Below are 19,819 nucleotides of genomic sequence, written 5' to 3'. Positions count from 1 at the left end.
ACAACGACGCTAGGGGCCGACCGGGTCACTGATAAGGTCCAGTTCCATGCCCGTCGAGTGGGCCGGTTCGGGCCCCGAACTACTCGTGACGATCGACCGTGGCCGCGGCGAGGGCCTGCGGACGCAGCTCGAGAACCAGCTGCGGGCCGCGATCCGGGCCGGGCGCCTGACCGCGGGCGACCCGCTGCCCTCCTCCCGGGAACTGGCCCGCGCGCTGGGCCTGTCCCGCGGCCTCGTCCAGGACGGCTACGCCCAGCTGCAGGCCGAGGGTTACCTGACCAGCCGCCCCGGCTCGGCCACCCGCGTGGCGGCCCACGTGCCGGCGCGCCCGAGTCCCGCCCCCGCTGCCGTGGCCCAGCCTGAGTTCCCGGTGGCCGACTTCCGGCACGGCGTTCCCGACCTCGGCCTGGTGCCCCGGCAGGACTGGGCGTGGGCGGTCCGCGAGGCCTGCCGGGTGATGCCGGACGCCGCGTTCGACTACGGCGACGCCGTCGGGGCGCTGCGGCTGCGTGAGGTGCTGGCTTCCTACGCCGTACGGGTCAGGGCGGCCTCGGCCACGGCGGCCGACGTGATCGTGTGCACCGGCACGCAGCAGGCGCTGGGCCTGGTCGTCGGCGCGCTGGGCCTGGACGAAGTGGCCGTCGAACATCCAGGCAGCGCGGCCACCCTCGGCTCGATGACCAACCTGATCCACGTGCCCGTCGACGCATCCGGGCTCGACGTCGCCGCGCTGGAGCGCTCCGGAGCCCGCGCGGTGCTGGTCACGCCGGCCCACCAGTGGCCGACGGGAGTCGTGCTCACCGGTCCCCGCCGTCAGGAACTGATCGCCTGGGCCCGAGCGTGTGACGGCATCATCATCGAGGACGACTACGACGCCGAGTTCCGCTACGACCGCGACCCCGTCGGCTCGCTGCAGGGCCTCGCCCCCGACCGCGTGGTCTCGCTCGGCACGGTCAGCAAGTCCCTGGCCCCCGCCCTGCGGCTGGGCTGGATCATCGCCCCCGAACACCTGCACGCCCCCATCGCCCGGCGCAAGTGGCAGGCCGACCGGGGCAGCTCCGTGGTCGACCAGTACGCCCTGGCCGCGCTGATCGAATCGGGCCGCTACGACCGCCACCTGCGCCGCATGCGCACCGAGTACGCCGCCCGCCGCGACACGCTGGTCACTGCCCTGGCCCGCCACGCCCCACACCTGCCGCTGACCGGCCTGGCCGCGGGCTTCCACGCCGTGCTCAACCTGCCGGCCGGCGCCGACGAGCAGCACCTGATCAGCCGGGCCGCCGAGCGCGGGGTCGGCCTCTACGGCTTTCCCGCGGCGGGCATCATCCTCGGCTTCGGCAACACGCCCCGCCGCACCATCGACGCCGGCATCACCGCGATCGCCGACCTGCTGTCCGCGCCGTAGGGCAGAATGCGCCGGTGATCCTCGATGCCTCGACGGCCCCGGACCTGTTGCAGAAGGCGGTCCGCCGTTTCACCGACGCCGGGTCCAGCGCCGCCGCATTCGCACAGTCCGTGGGCAGCCTGGCGTTCGTCGCGATGGACGAGGACGAGGTCCAGGGCTGGTGCTGGGGTTACCGGCTGCCCCGGCCGGACGGCGCCGACATGCTCTACCTGCACAACCTCGAAGTGGCCGCCCCGTACCGCCGCCGGGGCGTGGGCCGCGAACTGCTGCGTTCCTTCCTGCACGCCGGTGCCCGGCTTGGTGCCACCAGGATGTTCCTGGTGACCGGGGAAACGAACACGGCCGCCCGCCACCTCTACGAATCGATGGGCGCCGGCCTGGCCACCCAGGGCCCGACTGTCAATTACTGGTTCGTGCTTCCGTGACCTCGCCGGGGTCCACCCAGCGGTGGCCCTCCGCGCATTGCCAGTCGGGGTTGACCTCGCCGATGACGCAGCCGCCGAAGGCGATCTCGCCGCGTTCGCCGGCGGCCATCAGGTCGGAGCCGGGCATGCCGTAGACGATCGGGATGCCCGGCTTGTCGCAGGTAGGGCAGGGTGGGTTCACGCGGACCACACTATTCGGCAGGGGGCAGGCATGCGTAAGCGGACGCTGGGCAACGGGCTCGAGGTTTCGGCGGTCGGGTTCGGGGCCATGGGCATGAGTTCCGGGTACGGGCCAGGGGCCGAGCATGCCGAGCACGTCGCTCTGTTGCGGGCGGCCGTCGAGCGCGGGGTCACGTTCTTCGACACGGCCGAGGTGTACGGGCCGTACGTGAACGAGGAGCTGCTGGGCGAGGCGCTGGAGCCCGTGCGGGACGACGTCGTGATCGCTACCAAGTTCGGGTTCAACATCGGCGGCGACGGGGTCGACAGCCGGCCCGAGCACATCCGGGCGGTGGCCGAGGCCTCGTTGCGGCGGCTGCGGACCGACCGGATCGACCTGTTCTATCAGCACCGGGTCGACCCGGCCGTGCCGATCGAGGAGGTCGCGGGGGCGGTCCGGGAGCTGATCGCGGCGGGCAAGGTTCAGCACTTCGGGATGTCCGAGGCGGCCGCGGCCACCGTGCGGCGGGCTCATGCGGTGCAGCCGGTCACGGCCCTGCAGTACGAGTACTCGTTGTGGTGGCGGCGTCCGGAGGCCGAGATCCTGCCCCTGGCCGAGGAGCTGGGCATCGGCTTCGTGCCGTTCAGCCCGCTCGGCCGGGGCTTCCTGACCGGCACGATCACGCCGGGCACCACGTTCGGTGAGGGAGACATGCGGGGGTCGCTGCCCCGGTTCGACGCCGCCGCGATCGAGGCCAACCAGGCGGTCGTCGACCTGTTGCGCCGTAAGGCCGACAGCAAGGGCGCCACGCCGGCCCAGATCGCGCTGGCCTGGCTGCTCGCGCAGCGGCCGTGGATCGTTCCCATCCCGGGCACCCGGCGGCTCGAGCGGCTCGACGAGAACCTGGGTGGGGCCGCGGTCGAGCTCACCGCGGACGACCTGGCCGAGATCGACACGGCGGCGGCCGGGATCGACGTTCAGGGCGACCGCTACAGCGAGCAGTCGGAACGGCTGACCAACCTCTGATTCACGGCACGAGCTGCGGCTCGGGCTCGCGCAGGCGGGAGCTGGGCAGGGCCCTCGGCACGCTGACCGTGAAGGCGGCCCCGTGGGGTTCATTGGGTTCGTACGAAACATCGAGCCCACCGGCCTGCGCGAGCTGACGCACCAGGTAGAGCCCGAGGCCGGTGCCCGCGGTGGTGGTCGCGACCCCCGAACCGGCCCGGGCGAACCGGTCGAACAGGTGCGGCACGAAGTCGGGCGGCACCCCTTCGCCGTTGTCGGCGACGCGGATCTCGACCAGTTCCTCAGTGTTGGTCACGGTCACTTCGATCGGCGGGCGCCCGTACTTCGAGGCGTTCGTGAGCAGGTTGCCCAGGATGAGCTGGAGCTGCCCGGGGTCGGCCAGACCGGTGGTGTCGTTGTTGGGGGCGATGATCGAGATCGGGGTGCCCATGCTGACGTGGTGGGCCACCACCGCCTCTTTCACGACGGTGGCCAGGTCGACGCGCACCGGATGGGCCATCATCGCGCCCGCGTCGAACTGGGCCAGCATCAGGATGTCGGTCACCAGCTCGTTCGCGCGGTGGCCGGCCACGGTCATCCGGCGTACGTCATTGGTCTTGGCGTGCTCGGGGATGTTGCCCCACTCCTCGAGCAGCAGCTCACCGAGTCCGACGATCTTGGCCAGGGGCTGGCGGACGTCGTGGCTGAGCATGGCCATCACGTCGGCCAGATGCGTGTTGGCGTCCAGCAGTTCGGCGGCCCGGCGGGCGCTCTCGGCCTGGCTGCGCTCGCGTTCGCGTTCCAGGGCGTTGCGCTCGGTCACGTCGACGATCTGGGTCGCGAAGTACTGCGGGCGGTCGTCCTCGTCGCGCAGCACGGCGCACGTGATCGAGGCCTCGACGATCTCGCCGTCGGTCCGTACGAAACGTTTGTCCAGGTCGAAGCCGTCGATCCGGCCCTCCTTGGCGTCGCGCACGAGGTCCACGGCGGGGCCGACGTCGTCGGGGTGCGTGAACTGCTCGACGTGCCGGCCCAGCAGCCGCTCCTCGTCCTGGCCGAAGATCTTGCTCGCGGCCGGGTTCACCCGCAGGCAGAACCCGTCGGGGTCGGTGAGCACCATGCCGATCCGGGAACCGTCGAACACCTTGCGGAAACGGTTCTCGCTCAGCAGCAGGCGGCGCCGGTTGGCCCGGGCCCGGCCCAGAGCGGCCACCACGCCCAGGCCGACGAGCGCGGCCCCGGCCACGGCGGCCCGACCGGCCAGCTCCGTGTTGGCCAGAGAAGCAAAAAGCACTTCTTCCCGTACGGTGGCCGACAGTCGCCACGGCGTGCCGGGCACTGCCAACGAGGCGTACCGCCACCACACGCCGTCCGCCCGGTAGCGGCCCTGCGCGGCCCGGGTCAGGGCCTCGTCGAGGGGCGCGTTCTGGTTGGCCAGCGTGGGCTCGGTCGTGGTGAAGGGCTGTGTGCCGGCCACTACGGCCCCGTGCGCGTCGTCGAGTTGCACGCGGGCGCCGTCCAGCGACAGGGCGCTGGTGAAGTACGCGGCCAGCGGGCTGGCCCGGATGGGCAGGGCCCCCGAGAAGACGCGGCGCCCCTCGGGCGTCTCGAACGGCACGGCGAAGGCCACCACCGGGATGGCCCGCGCGGCCGAGTCGACGACGTTGGAGACGGCCGGCTGCCCCGCCAGCGCGGACTTCAAGTGGTCGTACCGGCGGGCCACGTCCTGCCCGATCGAGGTCGGGTCGGCCGGGACGACCTGCAGCACCCGGCCCTCGTCGTCGAGCAGGACGGCGGCCGGGTAGCCGATGCCGGTCACGGCGCGCTCGAAGTCGCGGGCGGTGACGACCGGGTCGGCCAGGGTGGCCTGGGCCTGGACGCGTTGCCGCTCGATCGCTTCGGCGACGAACCCGGTCATGAAGTCGCCGAGGGTGGTGACACCGCTGTCGAAGCGCTCGGCCACCGCGTCCCGGCTGTTGTCCTGCTGCCACAGCAGCACCGAGGCGCCCAGCACCACCAGCAACAGCCACACCACCAGGGGCACCACGGCCGGACGCCCCCAGTGCCTGAAGCCGCGCGGCACACGCATAACCCAATAGTCGGCATCCCGGCGGATTTACTGAGCGGCCCCCGCGGCATCAGGCGACTACATTCACTGTCATGACGCTGGATCACGTCGAGATTCCCGTGACCGCGATGGCCCGCACGGCCGCCGAGACGCTCTTCGAGCAGCTCGAACACCGGACGGGAGGTTCCCACCTGTTCGAACCGCGTCTGGTCCGAGCGTCCTGACGGCCGTGCGGGCGGCCCTCAGGCGGCGGGCTGCCAGACGTACGTCCGCGGGGTGACCGTGACGACCGAGGTGCGGAAGTTCGCGTCGACCTGGGCCAGCTCGCGGGCGTTGGGGTTCGAATTCGTGCACGAGGTCGGGGCGTTGCTGCCCGACATCAGGTCGGCGCACAGGCCGGTGCGGCGGTCGGGCAGGCCGAGGATGTGACCCAGCTCGTGGGCGGCGATCCGCGGTGGGTAGTAGCCGTCGTTGATGGCCTCACGGCCCATCCAGACGCGCCCGTTGCCGAGCGAGGTGGTCTGCGCGCGGGGCCAGCCGTTGTCGGCGTAGATGCGGATGTTGGGTGTGCGCCCGGCGGTGACCGGTTGGAGGCGCACATTGGCGGCGCGGCTGTTCCAGATCTGGGCGCCCTGGGTCCACACGGCCGCGAACTCTTGGGCCTGACTGGTGTCGTAGTAGAGGATGCGGGGCGCGGCGGAAGCCGGGGCGGACCCGGCGACCAGCACGCTAACGAACGCGACGGCCGAGATCAGCGCGGCCGCCATCCTTCGGAGAAGCATCGGTACCCTCCTGCGGGGGATCGGGGGGTGGTTCTGGCCCCGACCCTAGCCACACAGAGACGTTCATCGATGCTCTCCCGGCATACCGAATGCGTCCTACCGCGTCGCGGCCGCCGTCACATGGGCCACGACCAGGTCGCCGATCATCTGGCGCTGGTGGGCGCGCGAGGCCGGGTCGAGCAGGTCGCGGTCGAAGATGGCGCGGAAGGTGTAGCGGTTGGCCCCGCGGAAGATGCAGAACGAGCTGATGATCTGGTGGACGTCGAGGGCGTCGACGTCGTCGCGGAACAGGCCGGCGGTCACGCCGCGCTGCATGATGCGGGTCAGCACCTCGAGCGCGGGGGCGGCCAGGCCCTCGCGGACCTCGGACTTCAGCAGGTGCTGGGCATAGTGGATGTTCTCGATGGCGACCAGGCGCACGAAGTCCTGATGCTCCTCGTGGTGGTCGAAGGTGAGCTCGGCCAGCTTGCGCAGCGCCTCGACCGGCTCGAGGTGGTCGACGTCGAGCTTCTGTTCCAGCGCGCGGATGTGCTGGTAGGCCTGTTCGAGGACGGCCAGGTAGAGGCCTTCCTTGCCCCCGAAGTAGTAATAGATCATGCGCTTGGTGGTCCGCGTCTTGGCCGCGATCTCGTCGACCCGCGCCCCCGCATAGCCCTGATCGGCGAACTCGTGCGTGGCGATGTCGATGATCTCGGCCCGGGTGCGCTCGGCATCCCGCACCCGTTCGCCGGGCGCCGCTCCCGCTGCCATCCGCACCCCTCCCCCACCAGGTTCCTCGACTGTAGCCTTGGTCATCCGGGCTATCGTGCAGGGCATGCGGGTGCTGGTCGCGGATGACGAGCGGGTCCTGGCCGACACGGTGGCCGACGGGCTGCGCGACTTCGCCATGGCGGTCGACGTCGTCTACGACGGCGCGGCGGCCAAGGAGAGAGTGACCGTCAACCGCTACGACGTGGCCGTGCTCGACCGTGACATGCCCGGCGCGACCGGCGACGAGGTGTTGCGCGAGATGCTCGCGGCCGGGCTCGACACCCGGGTGCTGCTGCTGACCGCGGCTGCCGGCATCCGCGACCGGGTCGAGGGGCTGGGCCTGGGCGCCGACGACTACCTGACCAAGCCGTTCGCCTTCGCCGAGCTGGTGGCCCGGGTGCAGGCGCTCGGTCGCCGGGCCAACGCCGCGCACGGGCCGGTGCTCGACCGCGAGGGCATCACGCTCGACATCCCCCGGCACAGCGCGTCGCGCGACGGGCTGCCGCTGCGGCTCTCGCCCAAGGAGTTCGCCGTGCTGCGGGTGCTGCTGCGGGCCGACGGCGCCGTGGTCAGCGCCGAGGACCTGTTGGAACAGGCCTGGGACGAGCACGTCGACCCGTTCACCCAGACCGTGCGGGTCACCGTGATGACGCTGCGCCGCAAGCTCGGCGACCCGCCGGTCATCCACACCGTGCCGAAGGTCGGCTACCGGCTCGGCTCCTAGAGCCGCTGCAACTGCGTGATCACCATCGCGACGGCGAAGAAGCCGTAGAAACCGATGGCCACTAGCATGCCGCCCAGGCGCCAGCCTCCCAGCCGTACGGGCAGGGGAAGGTCTTTGCGGTTGAGGCGCACCAGCAGGATCGAGTAGAGCAGCGTGACCACCGAGGCCGCGCAGGTCGACACGATCAGCAGGCCCAGCGGCTGGCTGAACCCGGCCAGCAGGATCGCCGAGCCCAGCACGATCTCGGCCCAGACCACGGTCAGGTAGAGCCGCGGCTCGGTCCAGCGGGCCGAGGTCTGCAGGTAGTTGCGGCGCAGGAAGTCGCTGGCGACGCGGCCGATGATGTCGAGCAGGCCCATCGCGGCCGCCCACAGCGAGACCGTGGCCACGGCCAGGAACAGCAGCTTGAGCCAGCCGCCGACCTGGTCCGAGAGCAGGTCGGCCTCGATGCGCAGGAACGAGGTGTCGTTCTTGACGTCGTCGCGGCCGAACAGCAGCTGGTAGGCCAGCAGGCACATCACGGTGATGGTCACGAAGCAGACCGCCACGAAGGTGGTCAGGTGCTCGATGTTGGCCCGCTTCCACCAGACCTGCCAGCGGGCCATGTTGGCCTCGTCGACCGGGAAGGCGTAAAGATCGGTGCCGGCTGCCTCCTCGCGGCCGGTGATCGGGGACACGAGCCGGGGCACGTGCGCGCCCATCCCGTACCGCTTGTCGCGGATCCAGTTGCTCAGAACCAGATTGTGTACGCCGCCCGCGCCGGCCGCGCCGATCGCGCTCAGCAGCAGGGTGAACGTGATGCCGTCGGGGATCTGCCCGAACTCGGTGACCGTGGCCTTGGCCCCGTCGCCCCAGGTGCCGAGCGAGATGACGAAGATGACCACGACGATCAGGAAGAAGATCGTGAGGCCGACCTTGACCACCTCGACCCGCTCGACCGTGTTGTAGACCACCTTGGACACCGAGAGCAGCACCCCGATGACGACCAGGGTGGCAACGGTGATCCAGACCGGGTCGCCCCCGCCGACCAGATAGGTCAGCACGGTGCTGCCGCTGGTGGCCCAGCCCGGCCAGACGTACTGGAAGGCCCCGGCCAGGCAGATGATGATCCCCCAGCCCTTCCACCAGCGGGAGAAGCCGGCCACCACGGTCTGGCCGGTGGCCAGGGTGTAGCGCTCGATCTCCATGTTGATGACGAACTGGACGGCCAGCGTGCAGAAGGCCAGCCAGAGCAGGCCGAGACCACCGATCGCGGTCAGGTAGGGCCACAGGATGATCTCGCCCGCGGCCATGCCGATGCCCACGGCGACCACGCCGGGGCCGACCATGCGGCGCAGGGACAGGGGTTCGGGCAGGTTACGGGTCTCGACGGGGGTCTTGGTTCGGGAGGGATTCATGGCGGGCTCCGTTGTCGTGGATCGCGGCATCGAGGTGGCGCAGCATCCGCGCGGTGTCGGGGGTGCGCCCGGTGAACAGCTCGAAGGCGGCGGCGGCCTGGTGGGCGCACATCGCCGTCCCGCCGACCGCCCGCAGCCCGGCGTCGCGGGCCGCCTGCAGCAGCGGCGTGACGACGGGCATGTAGACGATGTCGGCCACCCACAGGCCGCGGTGGAGCAGCTCGGCGGGCAGGGGCAGTCCCGGGTGGGCGCGCATGCCGACGGGACTGGCGTTGACCAGCCCGTCGGCGTCGGTGAGGGCGGCCGGCAGGTCGGCCGGCGCGGCCACGGACAGGCGGGGGTCGGGGAACCGGGCGGCGAGCTGCTCGCGCCGGCCCGCGTCCGGATCGATCACGGTCAGGTGCTCGACGCCCAGGGTGAGCTGGGCATAGGCGCAAGCGGCGCCGGCGCCGCCGGCCCCGGTCTGCACGACGCGGCCTTTGACCAGTTCGCGGTAGGCCTCGGTGAAGCCGTACGCGTCGGTGTTGTGCCCTTCGCGCCGGCCCTCGCGGAAGACGACCGTGTTGACCGCCCCGATCGCGAGGGCCTGCGGCGACAGTTCGTCGACGAGACCGGTGACCTGTTGTTTGAAGGGATGGGTGATGTTGACCCCGGAGTAGCCCTCGCTTTCGGCGCGAGCGAGCAGATTGCCGAGCGCGGCCGGGTCGCCGGTGTCGAACAGGTCGTACGTGAGGTCGAGCCCGTGGCCGCGGCCCTCGGCCTCGTGCAGCGCCGGGGACAGCGAGGTGCCGATGCCGGCCCCGATCAAGCCACAGCGCATGCTCACACCCCTCTATGTACGAACTGGTACGTTAGTTATCCGCTGTGACCGGGGCCACTGTCAAGAGGCGGTAGCCTGTCGCGGTGATCATCATTGCGAACGTGCTGGTGGCGCTGGTCGCGCTCATCCACGCGTACATCCTGGTCCTCGAGATGTTCCTGTGGACCACGCCGCGTGGGCAGAAGGCGTTCGGGCTCACCCCGCGGTTCGCGCAAGAGACGAAGGTGCTGGGGCTCAACCAGGGGCTCTACAACGGCTTCCTGGCCGCCGGCCTGATCTGGGGCCTGGTCGCCGACAACTTCGGCGCCAAGGTGTTCTTCCTGGTGTGCGTGGCCGTCGCCGGGATCGTCGGCGCTGTGACGTCCAGCCGCCGCATTCTGTTCGTGCAGACCGTGCCGTCCGCGCTGGCCCTCGTGTTCGTGCTGCTCGCCTGAACGACGCGGACCGCCTATGGCCGTCGATCGACCGGCCTGGCATGATGCCCCCGACATTGATCATGTAAGCGGGGAGAGCGCGTCCATGAGACGTTGGCGGGCCGGCCGGACGGCCAAAATTCTGATCGCGGCGGGGATGGCCCTCGCGGTCGCCGTACCGAGCTTTCTGCTGACCCGGACGGCGGACGCGGCCACGGCCGCGCCGCACACGATGCCGGTGGATGCGGCGGACTGCACGGAGACGGCGCTGACCGGCTTCGGCGAGGCCCCGGCGGACGACCTGCGGGAGGGTAGCTGCCGGCGCTTCACCGTCACGACCTATACCGCGTACCTGGCGCGGGCGTCCGATGCGGACAACAGGACTCTCCCCAGCGCCGTGTACAGCTTCGGCGGCAGTCTCGCCTGCGCCGTCGTCTGGTGCGATCTCGGGGCGGGCATCTACTACCTGGTGGCCGATCCCGGTGAGCCCGAGCCGCGCACCGAGCCGTTCCGCGCGACCGTGGTCAACCTGCTCGGACCGGGCTGCGACGCGACCAGCGCGCAGGGGTTCAGCACCGCGTACCGGGGCACCTTCAGCCACCAGGGCGAAGTGCAATGCCTCGACATGCCGGAGCCCTCGGGCCGCTACCAGGTGACACTTCCGCCGGGCGATCCGAACCGGCCGATGGTGCAGCTCATCCAGAACCAGAACGCGCGGATGTGCACCACAGCCACCACCGCCATCACCGACCTGACCGGCTGCGAGGTTCGCATCCCCCAGCCGACCAGGCTCATCGTGGTCGTGCAGGACCCGCGGTCGACCGGTGACTACCAGGTCGCGGTGCAGCGGACGACCGGCGAGACCGGGTGCGCCGAACTCCCGCCGGGTCGGCCCGGCGCGCCCGGCCACGCGACGGTGCCGCTGTCCGGCGGCGAGTTCGTCACGTGCTTCAGCCTGGCCCCGGGCGGCTCCGGCAGCCAGGAAGTTCTCACCCTGGACCGCGTCGTGGGCGACGGAACGGCTTCGCTCTCCGTCTACAACTACGACGGCGCCCTGGTCTGCCGGGACGACAACGCCGCGGCGTACCAGCAGATCGGTTGCCGGTTGGGCGACGACCGGCACATGGTCGTCGTGCGGTCGGCCACGGGTTCCGGGCAGTACCGGGTCAGCCAGGTCACCGGCATCAGCGCCGCCTGTGCGACACCGGCCTCCACGGCCTTCGGCGGCCCGGCCACGGCGGGCTCGATCAGCGTTTCCGGCGACGTGCGGTGCTACCGGACTCCGGAAAGCTCCTGGATCGGGGCCACCGGCGATCAGCCCACCGTCCGGTATTTCGACGACGACGGCGCGCTGCGGACCTGCTCGGCCCTGCCCTGCCGGGTGCCGGCGGCCGAGGTGCTCGCCACCAGCGCCGAGCCGGCCGAGTACCGGCTGGACACCTGGGCGGTCGGCCCCCTGTTCGCCACGCCCGCCGACTGCGGCATCATCACCGACACCACCGCGTACGGATTCGGACCGGTCACGGCGACGCTGAACGCAGCCGACCGGGCCCACTGCGTCTCCGTGCCGGTCGGCTCCGAGGACACGTTCCGCCTGACGGTGCAGAACGCCGAGCCGTATGTCATCAACCCCGACTTCTCGATCACCCGGTGCGCGCCGAGCGACGCCACCTGGCTCTGCTCGCCGAAGCCGCAGCGCGTGAGCAACCGGGCTCTGGTCGCGTTCGTCGCCGGCCGGGAGGGTCCGCTGCGGGCCGAGGCCGAATGCGTCACCCTGCTCTGCGACGAGGTCCACTTCGGGCTCGGCACGAGCGGGGACGGCAGTCCCCTCTACACGCTGACGGCCGGAACCACGGCGACGCTGACCATCCACGGCGTCGCCCTGCACCAGCGGGACACGGTGGCGCTGACCCGCTACGACAAGAACGTAAAACCGATCGTGGTGCGCACGGTCGCGCCGGATCGCGGCTCGTACACGGCCGACATCGACCTGACCGGCGTCGAGCCCGGCACGTACGACATCGCAGTGACTTCGTACGCGGAACCGAACCGGCCTCTCACCTACCGTTCGCTGGTACGGGTACAGCCGACGTCGATCGCGGTGAGCACGAAGCCGTCGATCACCGGCAAGGCGGCGGTCGGGCTGAAGGTGAGCGTCAAGACCGGCGTGTGGAGCCCGGCGGTGACCTCGTACCAGTACCAGTGGTTCGCCAACGGGGTGGCGATCGCGCGGACGACCGGTTCGTCCTACCCGATCCCGGCCGCGATGCGCGGCAAGCGCCTCACGGTGCGGGTGACCGGCAACCGCACCGGCTACAAGACGACGGCCGCGACGACGGCTGCGGTCACCGTCGCCTACGGGGCCGCCCCGAAGGCGACGGCCAAACCGAAGATCGTCGGCACGGTCAAAGTCGCCAAGACGGTGAAGGCATCGGTCGGCGCCTGGACCCCCAAGGCCGCTTCCTACCGGTACGAGTGGCGCGTCAACGGCAAACTCGTGTCCACCGCCGCATCGCTGAAGCTGGCCAAGGCCTGGGCCGCCAAGACGCTCACCTTGACCGTCGTCGCCAAGCGAACCGGCCATTCCGACGGCCGGGCGGTCTCGGCCGGCACGAAGATCAAGAAGTAGGTAAGGGCGCCCGCATCCCACCGGATGCGGGCGCCCCGCCGGGCCCGCCGGCCGGATGATCGGCCGAGCCGGTCCTGCCGATTGCGGCCGGACGGCTCCGACCGGCGCCGCGTATCCACCTCACCGTTGTTCGACTACGGCGCGGACTGGGGGCCCGCCTGAGCGTCAGGCCGCGGCGATCACTTCGAGGATCACGTCGGCCACGGCCCGGGGCTGGGAGACGGTGAGGGCGTGGGAGGCGCCGGGGATCTCGCGGGCGGTCTTGGCGCCGGCCCGGTTCGCCATCCAGCGGTGCAGCTCGACCGGGATGTTGAGGTCGGCGTCGCTGTAGACGAACCACGACGGGACGGACTGCCAGGCCGGCTCGTCGGCGGCCAGGGCCGTCGACAACGCGGCCTCGGTCACCGGGCGTTGGGTCGCGGCCATCAGCGCGGCCACGTCGTCGGGGACGTCGGCGCAGAACTGCTGGTGGAAGACGTCGCGGCGGATCGTGAACTCGTTGCCGCCGGTCGAGACCGGGTAGGCGGCCAGCGCGTCGCCCAGCGTGCTGCCGGGGAACTTCACGGAGAGCCCGAACGCCGACTCCCCCGGGGCCGGGGCGAACGCGTCGACGTAGACGAGGCCCTTGACCTCCTCGTTGCCGGCGGCGGCCTCGGTGATGACCATCCCGCCGTACGAGTGGGCGACCAGCAGCACCGGGCCGCCGATCCCGTCGATGACGTCGCTGAGGTACTGGGCGTCGCCGGCCAGGCTGCGCAGCGGGTTGGCCACGGCGATCACGTCGAGCGGTTCGGCGGCCAGCCGCTCGAGGACGCCGTTCCAGCTGGCGGCTTCCGCGAACGCGCCGTGCACGAGCAGGACGGTGGGCTTGGTGCTATCGGGCATGATCTTCCCCCTCGGAAGCGGAAATGCGGTTCTGGAGCGGTGACCGGACAGCCCGCGGTTCTGTGACGGTATTGATGGTCACTGGCCAGAAACTGGTGAAAGAGCAGGTCAGCGCGCCAGGATGAACGGGCCGGGAGGGGGCACGCATGGGTCTGGGTGATCTGAACGAGGCAGCACGGGTGTTCACGGAGGTGCGGCCTCGGTTGTTCGGGATCGCCTATCGCATGCTGGGCAGCGCGACCGAGGCCGAGGACCTCGTGCAGGACGTCTGGGTGCGCTGGCAGACGTACGACCGCGACACCGTGGAGAACCCGGGCGCCTTCCTGGCCACCACGGCGACCCGGCTCGCGATCAACAACCTGCAGTCGGCCCGGGTGCGGCGCGAGACGTACGTCGGGCCGTGGCTGCCCGAGCCGGTCGACACGAGCGCCGACCCCTATCTGGGGGCCGAGACCGGCAACGCGCTCGAGTTCGCGGTGCTGATGCTGCTCGAGAAGCTGACACCCAACGAGCGGGCGGCCTATGTGCTTCGCGAGGCGTTCGATTACCCGTACGGGAACATCGCCGACATCCTCGGCAGCAACGAGCCCGCCGTCCGCCAGTTGGTGAGCCGGGCCCGCAAGCACGTCACCGGCGAACGCAAGGCCCCGGTGTCGACCACGGCCCAGCGCGAGCTGCTGGCCACGTTCATCACCGCCGCCCGCAACGGCGACATGCAGGGGCTCGAGAAGCTGTTCGCGGCCGAGGTGGCCAGCATCAGCGACGGCAACGGGGCCCGCCAGGTCTCGCGGCGCGCGGTGGTCGGCGCGGCCCGCGTGGCCAAGTACATCGCCGCGTTCTCGGCCTGGTGGTGGGACGGCGTCGAGGTCCGCTACATCACTATGAACGGCCAGACCAGCGCCGTGCTGCACCGCGGGCCGGACACGCTCGCCGTGCTGGCCCTGGACGTGTCCGCGGACGGCATCGAGCAGGTGCTGTGGCTGATGAATCCGCAGAAGATCGCCGCTGTGAGCTGACGGACACCCTGTCACATTCCCGCGCCGTTCCCGGTCCTAGTGAGCGAGAAAGCTCGTCAGCGGGAGAACAGAGGGCACGATGCGGACGATACTGGTGGTCGGCGGTGGCTATGCCGGCTTCTACACGGCCTGGAAGCTGGAGAAGAAGCTCCGCCGGGGCGAGGCGAAGGTCATCATCGTCGATCCGCGCCCCTACATGACGTATCAGCCCTTTCTGCCCGAGGTCGTGGCCGGCTCGGTCGAGGCGCGGCACGCGGCGGTCGCGCATCGCCGCCACCTGAGGAAGACACAGCTGATCAACGGCTCGGTCACGACGATCGACCACGCCCACCGCACGGTCCAGGTGCAACCGGCCGTCGGAGAGAGCTTCCCATTGGCGTACGACATTCTGGTCGTCACCGCGGGGGCGGTGACCCGCAAACTGGCCATTCCGGGTGTCGCCGAACACGCCATCGGCATGAAACACGTCGAGGAGGCCGTGGCCATCCGCGACCGGATGCTGACCGCCTTCGATCATGCGGCGACGTTGCCGCGCGGCCCGCACCGGCGGCGGCTGCTGACCGTCACCTTCGTCGGCGGCGGCTTCTCGGGGGTCGAGGGCTTCGGCGAGCTGATGTCGCTGGGCCAGGCCCTGGTCAAGAAGTATCCCGAGCTCGACCCGGCCGAGCTGAGCTTCCACCTGGTCGAGGCGCGCGACCGCATCCTGCCCGAGGTGACCGACGGGCCCGGGCGCTGGGTCGTCGAACACCTCGAGAAGCGCGGCGGGCACGTGCACCTCAACGCCCAACTGCGCTCGGCCACCGACGGGCACATCGTGCTCTCGACCGGCGAGGAGTTCGACTCCGAGCTGATCGTGTGGACGGCCGGCAACGGCGCCAACCCGATGGTGCACAACCACACCGACCTGCCGATCGACGCCCGCGGCCAGGTCGTGGTGCGGGCCGACCTGCGGGTGGGCACGCCGGAGGAGCCGATCGAGGACGCGTGGGCGGCCGGCGACGACGCGGCGGTGCCCGACCTGGCGATCGAACGGCCGGGCGCGGCCACCGTGCCGAACGCCCAGCACGCCGTACGCCAGGGAAAGCTCTTGGCCAAGAACCTGATCGCCACCCTGCGCGGACGGAAGGCCAGGCCCTACAAGCACGCCAGCCTGGGTGTGGTGGCGACGCTGGGTCTCGGGCGGGGCATCTTCCAGTGGCACGGCATCGTGATCAAGGGATTCCCGGCCTGGGTGATGCACCGGGGCTACCACGTGCTGGCCGTGCCGACCTGGGAGCGCAAGGTACGGGTCCTCGCGGTGTGGATCACGGCCGTGTTCTACGGGCGCGACATCGTGTCGCTGGCCTCCGTGCAGCACCCGCGCCAGGCGTTCGAGACCGGTGGCGAGCCGGCCCGGGCCACCGCGGACACGCGGGCCACCCCGGACACGCGGGCTATCGCGGACACGCAGGCCATCGCCGACACGCAGGCCACCGCCGACACGCAGGCCTGAGCCGAGCCGTCCGGCCGATGCAACTGGTCCATCTGCTCGCTGCCGCCTGCGAATCCGCCGATCTCGCCGCCATCGAGTCCCTGCTGTCCCCCGACGTCGTGGCGGTCTGCGACGGCGGCGGCCTGGTGCCCGCCCCGCACGAGCCCGTGCGGGGCGCGGTCGAGGTCGCGCTGCTGCTGTTGAGCCTGTTGGCCGGGGCCGCGCTGGCCCGGGAAACCGTCAACGGGTTGCCGGGCCTGATCGCCCGCCGCGCCGACGGCACCCCGTTGGCGGTGCTGGTGGCCACCGGCAGTCCGTGGGAGATCGCCACCCTCTGGATAGTGCTCAACCCCGACAAGCTGCGGCGCTGGAGCTTGTACTCATAGACCATGGTTACGGCCGCCGGGCCGCGTCAAGGTGGAGTCAAATCCGCATCTGACCTGGGAGTTTCTCGTGAGTACGAAGCTGGCTGTGGTGACCGGGGCGAGCAGTGGCGTGGGCCTGGGCCTGGCCACCCGACTGGCCGCCGGTGGCGCCGAGCTGCTGCTGCCCGTCCGTGACCCGGCCAAGGGCGAGGCCGCGGTGGCGCGCATCCGGGCCGAGGTGCCGGACGCCCGCGTCACGATGGGGGCGCTGGATCTGGCGTCGCTCGATTCGGTGGCGGCGTTCGCCGGGACGGTGGACCGGCCGATCGACCTGCTCGTCAACAACGCCGGCCTGATGGCGCCGCCGGTCCGGCAGACCACGGCCGACGGGTTCGAGCTGCAGTTCGGCACCAACCATCTGGGGCACTTCGCGTTGACGGCCCGGTTGCTGCCGCAGCTGCGCGAGGGGAAGGCCCACGTTACGACGATGACCAGCAGCGCCGCCCGCAGCGCGAAGATCAACTTCGAAGACCTGCAGAGCACCGGCAAGTACGCGGCCATCAAGGCGTACGGGCAGTCGAAGTTGGCGAATCTGATGTTCGCACTCGAACTCGACCGGCGGTCGCGAGACGCGGAGTGGGGCATCGTCAGCAATGCGGCGCATCCGGGCACGACGTTGACCGGGCTCTACGCGGCCGGGCCGAACCTGGGGCGGGACAAACCGGCCCGGCTCGAGGCCATCATGTCGCGGCTGGCCCGTTGGGGGGTCTTCGTGCAGGGGGTTGATCAGGGGCTGTTGCCCGCGCTGTTGGCGACCAGGGCTGCGGGTGGGCGGCTGTACGGGCCGGACGGGATCGGGCAGTTCACCGGGAAGGCGACCGAGCTGGCCGTCTACAAGCCCGCCCGGGACCTCGCCGCGGCCGACCGGCTGTGGGACGTGTCGGCCTCTCTGACCGGCGTCTCTTTCGGCTCCGTTCCGGCGGCCTGAGGATGGACCGCGCTCTTCTCGCCGACTACCTGCGCACGCGCCGGGAAGCGCTGCAACCCGAGGACGTGGGCCTGCCGCGCGGGCGCCGGCGGCGTACGCGGGGGCTGCGGCGGGAAGAGGTCGCGGTGCTGGCCGGCATGTCGATCGACTACTACACGCGGTTGGAGCAGCCGCGCGGGCCGCACCCGTCGGAGCAGATCCTGGAGGCGTTGGCTCGCGCGCTGCGGCTCTCGCTCGAGGAGCGCGAGCATCTGTTCCGGCTCGCGGGCTACGCGGTGGGCCGGCGGGCCACGGACACCGACCACATCAACCCGGGCATGCGGCGCATCTTCGACGGCCTGCAGGGGGTGGCGGCGCAGGTGGTGAGCTCGCTGGGCGAGACGCTGCTGCAGACGCCGTTGTCGGTCGCTCTGATCGGGGACGAGAGTGTCCACAGTGGGCTCGCGCGCAGCAAACACTACCGGTGGTTCACGGATCCGGCGGCCCGGGCGGCCTATCCCCCGGAGGACCACGACGAGCAGAGCCGGCTGATCGTGGCCGACCTGCATTCGTCGTACACCCGGGACGGCGCTGACTCCCGCGCCGGGGCGCTGGTGGCGGCCCTGCTGCGCGAGAGTCCGGCGTTCGCGGCGTTGTGGAAGGAGCATCCGGTGGCCGGGCCCTACTGTGGCCAGGTTCGGCTGGTGCATCCCCAGGTGGGCGCGATCGAACTGTTCTGCCAGCGCCTGATCGACCCCGACCAATCGCAGCAAGTCGTGGTCTACACAGCGACGCCCGGCACCGAGAGCGCTGAGAAACTCGAGCTGCTCTCGGTGCTGGGCGCCTCCTATCAGCCCTGACCGGCCCGCAATCCGCTTCAGTTCTGGGCGGCGAGGAACTCGCGGAAAGTCTGGGTGGCGATGACCGAGCCGGCCGGGCCGGTCAGCACGTCACCCTCGACCGCGGCGAACATGCCGGCCGTGTTGTCGGTGACGATCTTCCGCGGGTCGTTCTTGGCGGCCAGGGCGATGCGCCCCAACTCGTCGAGCGGGAACACCTCGGGCCCGACGATGTTCACGACGTCGTTCAGCGGCTTGCCCGCCGACACCTGCGCCACCTTGCGGGCGATCTCGGCCGAAGCGAGCGGCTGGATCGGCGTCGACGGCAGGTGCACATTGTCCCCGTCGACCACCCACGACAGCACCGACTTCATGAACTCGAAGAACTGCCCCGCCCGCACGATCGACCACGGCACCGGCCCGCCCTTGAGGATCTCCTCCTGCAGCACCTTGGCCTTGTAGTAGTCGAGCCCCGGCACCTGGTCGACACCGACGATCGACAGGATCACCGCGTGCCCGACCCCTTGCCGCTCGGCCGCGGCCAGCATGTTCTCCATGGTCGTCCGGAAGAACGGAATCGACTTGTCATCGAACGTAGGCGAGTTGGTCAGGTTGACCACGACGTCGGCCCCCTTGAGCCCCTGGTCGAGCCCCTCCCCCGTCAGCAGGTCGACCCCGTTGGCCGGCGACAGCGGCTCCGCCTCGTGACCGTGCTCCCGCATCAGCTTGACAACCTGCGACCCGATCAGCCCGGTCCCACCCAGCACGGCAATCTTCATGCCCGTCACATCCCTCATCCAATGGCCTCAGTTGCCAACTTCGACCGAACAGCCCCACCCCCTGTGACATGCGACCTGCACCACACCCGGTGAGCGCGCATGCGGCGAGCGGAGTTCGCGTCGTGACCGCTGCCTCGGCACCGCTGCCGCAGGTCTGGACGCGTTCGCTCAGCAACCTTCCTGACTAGGCTGGGCTGCATGGGGTCCACCGAACCACGTGTCACCGCTGAGCAGGTCCCTGCGCTCCTACTGACTGCGCTTCCGTCACTGGCAGACGAGTGGGCCGAGATTGCTGACGACAACGCCGACCCGGGCTCTCCCGGTGGCCGTCTTGGCTATCAGGACGCAGCCTGGGTGGTCGGCCACCTTGCCGACCGCCTGGCCGCGAGAGAGATAAGCGAGTTCGATGCCGCCTTCGACTACATCGAGCATCTGATCCTTCGTGGCGACCAGTACGTCTCGGAGCTGGGCGTGATTGGCTATCTCGAAGGCATGCAGATGCAGACCGTCACCTCGCGCGGCGTCGACCCGGAGGCGTTCCGGCCTTGGCTCCGCCCCCTGTCCGCGAAGTACTGGGAAGCGATCGACAGGTTCTGGGAACTCGGAAACCCGATCCCCGTCATCGATCCTGACTGACAAACGCGACGTCCGGACCGGCCGCGACGAGCGCCGGCCGGAGTTGCTTTTCAACCGGCCGTCAAGAGGCCCGGTCGGCCTTACGCCGCTTCTCCTCGGCATCGGCGATGCCGTGCGCAACGGCCGTCCGGATCACCCGATACAGCACGGCAACGCCCAGCAGGAAGACAAGCACCCACCCGATGTCTCTTCCGTCCACGGCACAAGACTAGATCGTCCGGTCGTCACGAACGCCGACTCGTTCGACATACCCCGTCTGACGAACTGCCCAGGCGCAGAACGC

At 70.5% G+C, this 19,819-nt stretch carries 22 protein-coding genes; 13 read left to right on the top strand and 9 right to left on the bottom strand.

The window, feature by feature from the left end; translation table 11 throughout:
- Nucleotides 1-46: 46 nt before the first annotated feature.
- Together pdxR and M1L60_RS01765 are read left to right on the top strand one after the other, a co-directional pair.
- Nucleotides 47-1,405, top strand: a complete 1,359-nt coding sequence (pdxR, locus tag M1L60_RS01770; RefSeq protein WP_253235450.1) for a MocR-like pyridoxine biosynthesis transcription factor PdxR — start codon at nucleotides 47-49, stop codon at nucleotides 1,403-1,405.
- 14 nt (nucleotides 1,406-1,419) lie between these two features.
- A complete protein-coding gene (locus tag M1L60_RS01765; RefSeq protein WP_253235449.1) occupies nucleotides 1,420-1,830 on the top strand; it encodes a GNAT family N-acetyltransferase in 411 nt (136 codons plus the stop codon).
- On the opposite strand, the gene M1L60_RS01760 is transcribed toward M1L60_RS01765, so the two are convergent.
- Complete coding sequence (locus M1L60_RS01760; RefSeq protein WP_253235448.1) at nucleotides 1,805-2,011, bottom strand: hypothetical protein; 207 nt, start codon at nucleotides 2,009-2,011, stop codon at nucleotides 1,805-1,807. The two genes, M1L60_RS01765 and M1L60_RS01760, sit on opposite strands and share 26 nt — an antisense overlap.
- A 30-nt stretch (nucleotides 2,012-2,041) precedes the next feature.
- On the opposite strand from M1L60_RS01760, the gene M1L60_RS01755 reads away from it, so the two are divergent.
- A complete protein-coding gene (locus M1L60_RS01755) occupies nucleotides 2,042-3,016 on the top strand; it encodes an aldo/keto reductase (RefSeq protein WP_253235447.1) in 975 nt (324 codons plus the stop codon).
- 1 nt (nucleotide 3,017) lies between these two features.
- Here M1L60_RS01755 and M1L60_RS01750 read toward each other — a convergent pair whose 3' ends face one another.
- Entirely contained in the window at nucleotides 3,018-5,084 is a 2,067-nt protein-coding gene (locus M1L60_RS01750) for an ATP-binding protein (protein WP_253235446.1), read from the bottom strand.
- Between the two features lie 71 nt (nucleotides 5,085-5,155).
- Here M1L60_RS01750 and M1L60_RS46770 point away from each other — a divergent pair, with 71 nt between their 5' ends.
- On the top strand, nucleotides 5,156-5,287 hold the full coding sequence (locus tag M1L60_RS46770) for a hypothetical protein (RefSeq protein ID WP_256515819.1): 132 nt from the start codon (nucleotides 5,156-5,158) through the stop codon (nucleotides 5,285-5,287).
- Between the two features lie 18 nt (nucleotides 5,288-5,305).
- Here the strand turns inward: M1L60_RS46770 and M1L60_RS01745 are convergent, their stop codons facing one another.
- Nucleotides 5,306-5,845, bottom strand: coding sequence for a snapalysin family zinc-dependent metalloprotease (locus M1L60_RS01745; RefSeq protein WP_253235445.1), 540 nt, complete (start codon nucleotides 5,843-5,845; stop codon nucleotides 5,306-5,308).
- A 96-nt stretch (nucleotides 5,846-5,941) separates the two neighbouring features.
- Complete coding sequence (locus tag M1L60_RS01740) at nucleotides 5,942-6,640, bottom strand: TetR/AcrR family transcriptional regulator (RefSeq protein WP_253235444.1); 699 nt, start codon at nucleotides 6,638-6,640, stop codon at nucleotides 5,942-5,944.
- Between the two features lie 19 nt (nucleotides 6,641-6,659).
- On the opposite strand from M1L60_RS01740, the gene M1L60_RS01735 reads away from it, so the two are divergent.
- Nucleotides 6,660-7,319: a response regulator transcription factor gene (locus tag M1L60_RS01735; protein WP_253235443.1), complete on the top strand. Its 660-nt coding sequence runs from the start codon at nucleotides 6,660-6,662 to the stop codon at nucleotides 7,317-7,319.
- On the opposite strand, the gene M1L60_RS01730 is transcribed toward M1L60_RS01735, so the two are convergent.
- Together M1L60_RS01730 and M1L60_RS01725 are read right to left on the bottom strand one after the other, a co-directional pair.
- A complete protein-coding gene (locus M1L60_RS01730; protein WP_253235442.1) occupies nucleotides 7,316-8,716 on the bottom strand; it encodes an Nramp family divalent metal transporter in 1,401 nt (466 codons plus the stop codon). The two genes, M1L60_RS01735 and M1L60_RS01730, sit on opposite strands and share 4 nt — an antisense overlap.
- The gene (locus M1L60_RS01725) at nucleotides 8,676-9,536 is read right to left on the bottom strand and encodes a shikimate dehydrogenase (protein ID WP_253235441.1); all 861 of its coding nucleotides are present in this window, start codon (nucleotides 9,534-9,536) and stop codon (nucleotides 8,676-8,678) included. The genes M1L60_RS01730 and M1L60_RS01725 overlap by 41 nt, the downstream gene beginning before the upstream one ends.
- Before the next feature lie 83 nt (nucleotides 9,537-9,619).
- Here M1L60_RS01725 and M1L60_RS01720 point away from each other — a divergent pair, with 83 nt between their 5' ends.
- Nucleotides 9,620-9,970, top strand: a complete 351-nt coding sequence (locus tag M1L60_RS01720) for a DUF1304 domain-containing protein (RefSeq protein ID WP_253235440.1) — start codon at nucleotides 9,620-9,622, stop codon at nucleotides 9,968-9,970.
- 85 nt (nucleotides 9,971-10,055) lie between these two features.
- Nucleotides 10,056-12,578, top strand: a complete 2,523-nt coding sequence (locus M1L60_RS01715) for a hypothetical protein (RefSeq protein WP_253235439.1) — start codon at nucleotides 10,056-10,058, stop codon at nucleotides 12,576-12,578.
- Between the two features lie 165 nt (nucleotides 12,579-12,743).
- Here M1L60_RS01715 and M1L60_RS01710 read toward each other — a convergent pair whose 3' ends face one another.
- Nucleotides 12,744-13,463 carry an alpha/beta fold hydrolase gene (locus tag M1L60_RS01710; protein WP_253235438.1) on the bottom strand — a complete coding sequence of 240 codons (720 nt, stop codon included), beginning with the start codon at nucleotides 13,461-13,463 and terminating at the stop codon, nucleotides 12,744-12,746.
- 179 nt (nucleotides 13,464-13,642) lie between these two features.
- Here M1L60_RS01710 and M1L60_RS01705 point away from each other — a divergent pair, with 179 nt between their 5' ends.
- From M1L60_RS01705 to M1L60_RS01685, 5 genes are all read left to right on the top strand, one after another.
- Complete coding sequence (locus tag M1L60_RS01705; protein ID WP_253235437.1) at nucleotides 13,643-14,479, top strand: RNA polymerase sigma-70 factor; 837 nt, start codon at nucleotides 13,643-13,645, stop codon at nucleotides 14,477-14,479.
- A 79-nt stretch (nucleotides 14,480-14,558) separates the two neighbouring features.
- The gene (locus tag M1L60_RS01700) at nucleotides 14,559-15,971 is read left to right on the top strand and encodes an NAD(P)/FAD-dependent oxidoreductase (protein WP_253235436.1); all 1,413 of its coding nucleotides are present in this window, start codon (nucleotides 14,559-14,561) and stop codon (nucleotides 15,969-15,971) included.
- A gap of 17 nt (nucleotides 15,972-15,988) precedes the next feature.
- Nucleotides 15,989-16,336: a sigma-70 family RNA polymerase sigma factor family protein gene (locus M1L60_RS01695; protein WP_253235435.1), complete on the top strand. Its 348-nt coding sequence runs from the start codon at nucleotides 15,989-15,991 to the stop codon at nucleotides 16,334-16,336.
- Between the two features lie 67 nt (nucleotides 16,337-16,403).
- Complete coding sequence (locus M1L60_RS01690) at nucleotides 16,404-17,303, top strand: SDR family oxidoreductase (protein WP_253235434.1); 900 nt, start codon at nucleotides 16,404-16,406, stop codon at nucleotides 17,301-17,303.
- Between the two features lie 2 nt (nucleotides 17,304-17,305).
- Entirely contained in the window at nucleotides 17,306-18,142 is an 837-nt protein-coding gene (locus tag M1L60_RS01685; RefSeq protein WP_253235433.1) for a helix-turn-helix transcriptional regulator, read from the top strand.
- 17 nt (nucleotides 18,143-18,159) lie between these two features.
- Here M1L60_RS01685 and M1L60_RS01680 read toward each other — a convergent pair whose 3' ends face one another.
- Nucleotides 18,160-18,900, bottom strand: coding sequence for an SDR family oxidoreductase (locus M1L60_RS01680; RefSeq protein WP_253235432.1), 741 nt, complete (start codon nucleotides 18,898-18,900; stop codon nucleotides 18,160-18,162).
- A gap of 198 nt (nucleotides 18,901-19,098) precedes the next feature.
- Between M1L60_RS01680 and M1L60_RS01675 the strand changes: the two genes are divergently transcribed.
- Nucleotides 19,099-19,536 (top strand): DUF7674 family protein, encoded by a 438-nt coding sequence (locus M1L60_RS01675; RefSeq protein ID WP_253235431.1) that lies wholly within the window; start codon nucleotides 19,099-19,101, stop codon nucleotides 19,534-19,536.
- 61 nt (nucleotides 19,537-19,597) lie between these two features.
- On the opposite strand, the gene M1L60_RS01670 is transcribed toward M1L60_RS01675, so the two are convergent.
- Nucleotides 19,598-19,735, bottom strand: a complete 138-nt coding sequence (locus M1L60_RS01670; protein WP_253235430.1) for a hypothetical protein — start codon at nucleotides 19,733-19,735, stop codon at nucleotides 19,598-19,600.
- Nucleotides 19,736-19,819: the final 84 nt, after the last annotated feature.

The organism is Paractinoplanes aksuensis (assembly GCF_024137025.1).
GTDB classification, from domain to species: Bacteria; Actinomycetota; Actinomycetes; order Mycobacteriales; family Micromonosporaceae; genus Actinoplanes; species Actinoplanes aksuensis.
This window is presented reverse-complemented; position numbering and strand designations above follow the sequence as displayed.

Excerpts from the sequence above, each read along its gene's own strand:
- pdxR (WP_253235450.1), top strand. The coding sequence starts at position 47 with ATGCCCGTCGAGTGGGCCGGTTCGGGCCCCGAACTACTCGTGACGATC.
- M1L60_RS01755 (WP_253235447.1), top strand. The coding sequence starts at position 2,042 with ATGCGTAAGCGGACGCTGGGCAACGGGCTCGAGGTTTCGGCGGTCGGG.
- M1L60_RS01750 (WP_253235446.1), bottom strand. The coding sequence starts at position 5,084 with ATGCGTGTGCCGCGCGGCTTCAGGCACTGGGGGCGTCCGGCCGTGGTG.
- M1L60_RS46770 (WP_256515819.1), top strand. The coding sequence starts at position 5,156 with ATGACGCTGGATCACGTCGAGATTCCCGTGACCGCGATGGCCCGCACG.
- M1L60_RS01745 (WP_253235445.1), bottom strand. The coding sequence starts at position 5,845 with ATGCTTCTCCGAAGGATGGCGGCCGCGCTGATCTCGGCCGTCGCGTTC.
- M1L60_RS01740 (WP_253235444.1), bottom strand. The coding sequence starts at position 6,640 with ATGACCAAGGCTACAGTCGAGGAACCTGGTGGGGGAGGGGTGCGGATG.
- M1L60_RS01735 (WP_253235443.1), top strand. The coding sequence starts at position 6,660 with ATGCGGGTGCTGGTCGCGGATGACGAGCGGGTCCTGGCCGACACGGTG.
- M1L60_RS01730 (WP_253235442.1), bottom strand. The coding sequence starts at position 8,716 with ATGAATCCCTCCCGAACCAAGACCCCCGTCGAGACCCGTAACCTGCCC.
- M1L60_RS01725 (WP_253235441.1), bottom strand. The coding sequence starts at position 9,536 with ATGCGCTGTGGCTTGATCGGGGCCGGCATCGGCACCTCGCTGTCCCCG.
- M1L60_RS01715 (WP_253235439.1), top strand. The coding sequence starts at position 10,056 with ATGAGACGTTGGCGGGCCGGCCGGACGGCCAAAATTCTGATCGCGGCG.
- M1L60_RS01710 (WP_253235438.1), bottom strand. The coding sequence starts at position 13,463 with ATGCCCGATAGCACCAAGCCCACCGTCCTGCTCGTGCACGGCGCGTTC.
- M1L60_RS01700 (WP_253235436.1), top strand. The coding sequence starts at position 14,559 with ATGCGGACGATACTGGTGGTCGGCGGTGGCTATGCCGGCTTCTACACG.
- M1L60_RS01695 (WP_253235435.1), top strand. The coding sequence starts at position 15,989 with ATGCAACTGGTCCATCTGCTCGCTGCCGCCTGCGAATCCGCCGATCTC.
- M1L60_RS01685 (WP_253235433.1), top strand. The coding sequence starts at position 17,306 with ATGGACCGCGCTCTTCTCGCCGACTACCTGCGCACGCGCCGGGAAGCG.
- M1L60_RS01680 (WP_253235432.1), bottom strand. The coding sequence starts at position 18,900 with ATGAAGATTGCCGTGCTGGGTGGGACCGGGCTGATCGGGTCGCAGGTT.
- M1L60_RS01675 (WP_253235431.1), top strand. The coding sequence starts at position 19,099 with ATGGGGTCCACCGAACCACGTGTCACCGCTGAGCAGGTCCCTGCGCTC.